We start from the raw sequence: 1964 nt of genomic DNA, 5'->3' as shown, positions 1-1964 counted from the left end.
GGGTGACGCGACGAGGCTACCCGAGCGACGTGGACGACGACACGTACTTGTTTCTGTTGCCCTACCTCCTGCTCAGTCGTACAGATGCCCGACAGCGGAGATACCCGATCCGAGACGTTCTCAACGCATTGCTTTGGATGGCGCGCGCGGGGGCACAGTGGGCCTACCTGCCCAACGACTTCCCGCCCGCGGAGACGGTGCGCCAACAGGCACACCGCTGGTTTGAGGCCGAGTGCTTTCAAAACGCGGCCCATGATCTGCGGCTGCTCTCCCGCGTGGAAAAGGCCAGAAGTGGGGAGCCTACGGCGATCATCATTGACAGCCGCACCCTGCAAAGCACCCCCGAAAGCGGGCACCGCGCAGGCTTTGATGGCGCGAAGAAGCGTAAGGGGACCAAGGTGCATCTGGCGGTGGATACCCTGGGTCACCTCCTGGCAGTGCTGACGACTCCGGCCAATGAACAGGACAGGGCACAGGTCTTTGACCTGTGCCTGGAGGTGCAGGAAGCTACCGGTGTGGCAGTGGAAGTGGCGTTCGCCGATCAGGGCTACACCGGAGAGCAAACTGCCCTGCAGGCGACCGAGGCGGGGGTGGAGTTGGTGGTGGTCAAACGCCCCGAGGCATCCAAAGGCTTCATCTTGCTGCCGCGCCGATGGGTGGTGGAACGCTCGTTCGCGTGGTTGTCACGATTCAGGCGTTTGGGACGGGACCTGGAACGGTTACCCTCCACGCTCGTCGGGTTTCATTTCCTGGCCACCTGTGTTCTGCTCTGCAACAAGCTCAAGCCGCTTTTTGCATAACGTTCTTGGCAGCCTCTAGTTGAGGCCGCTGTAACCCACGGCAGACCTTCCAGTATTCGCGTTAATAAACGCGCTTTAGCTGCACCCCGGACGGTCCATCCCTACAGGCGTGGGGAACGCGGCCCTCCCGCCGCGCGGGGCAAGTATTGGCCCGGTCCATCCCCACAGGCGTGGGGAACACACTGCCGGAGGAACTGAGAGCCCGGCTGAACGCGGTCCATCCCCACAGGCGTGGGGAACGCCAGAAGAAGGCGCTGGGCAAGGACACCGGGGGCGGTCCATCCCCACAGGCGTGGGGAACGCATCCTCGTCGGCGCCGTGATCGCCCTGTACGTCGGTCCATCCCCACAGGCGTGGGGAACGCGAGGCGCGGGAGGTCCCTCACGCCCGCCCGCCCGGTCCATCCCCACAGGCGTGGGGAACGCCTCCCCCCCCCTCCAAGACGCCCGCCTCCGTCCGGTCCATCCCCACAGGCGTGGGGAACGCCATTCCCAAAGCGATACCTCACCGAGATACCCCGGTCCATCCCCACAGGCGTGGGGAACGCGCGTTCGACTCCGGCGAGATCAGCTTGGAGGACGGTCCATCCCCACAGGCGTGGGGAACGCATGCCGTCCACCACCAACGGTCCCTGGGGCGCCGGTCCATCCCCACAGGCGTGGGGAACGCGTCGGCGCTGGTCGGCTGGTCCTGGCGCCAGGCGGTCCATCCCCACAGGCGTGGGGAACGCGGCGGCCATAGGGGGAACATGAACGCCGATACCGGTCCATCCCCACAGGCGTGGGGAACGCGGGCGAAGACCAGCGAGCGGGACAGGTCTGGGCGGTCCATCCCCACAGGCGTGGGGAACGCGTTTTACTTCATCCGGTTCGCATAGGTGCGGGCGGTCCATCCCCACAGGCGTGGGGAACGCCGCAGGGGGTTCAGGGCCCACGCGGAAACATTCGGTCCATCCCCACAGGCGTGGGGAACGCGCGCCGTCCAGGTCGTACCCGGGCGCCCCGGACGGTCCATCCCCACAGGCGTGGGGAACGCACCACCACCCGGACGGCCGGGGCCTCGTCCGGCGGTCCATCCCCACAGGCGTGGGGAACGCGCGGGCAAGAGGGCCGCGAGCGACTCGGAACGCGGTCCATCCCCACAGGCGTGGGGAACGCCTCGCGC

The 1964-nt window shown here is 66.9% G+C and carries 1 protein-coding gene and 1 CRISPR repeat array; the gene reads left to right on the top strand.

The features are described 5' to 3' along the window. The first annotated feature begins 2 nt into the window (after nucleotides 1–2). The gene (locus F784_RS0121985; protein ID WP_026332661.1) at nucleotides 3–800 is read left to right on the top strand and encodes an IS5 family transposase; all 798 of its coding nucleotides are present in this window, start codon (nucleotides 3–5) and stop codon (nucleotides 798–800) included. A 91-nt stretch (nucleotides 801–891) separates the two neighbouring features. Continuing rightward, a CRISPR array of direct repeats spans nucleotides 892–1957; the repeat unit is 29 nt; unit sequence CGGTCCATCCCCACAGGCGTGGGGAACGC. Between the last annotated feature and the right edge of the window lie 7 nt (nucleotides 1958–1964).

The organism is Deinococcus apachensis DSM 19763, assembly GCF_000381345.1.
Lineage (GTDB): Bacteria > Deinococcota > Deinococci > Deinococcales > Deinococcaceae > Deinococcus > Deinococcus apachensis.
This window is presented reverse-complemented; position numbering and strand designations above follow the sequence as displayed.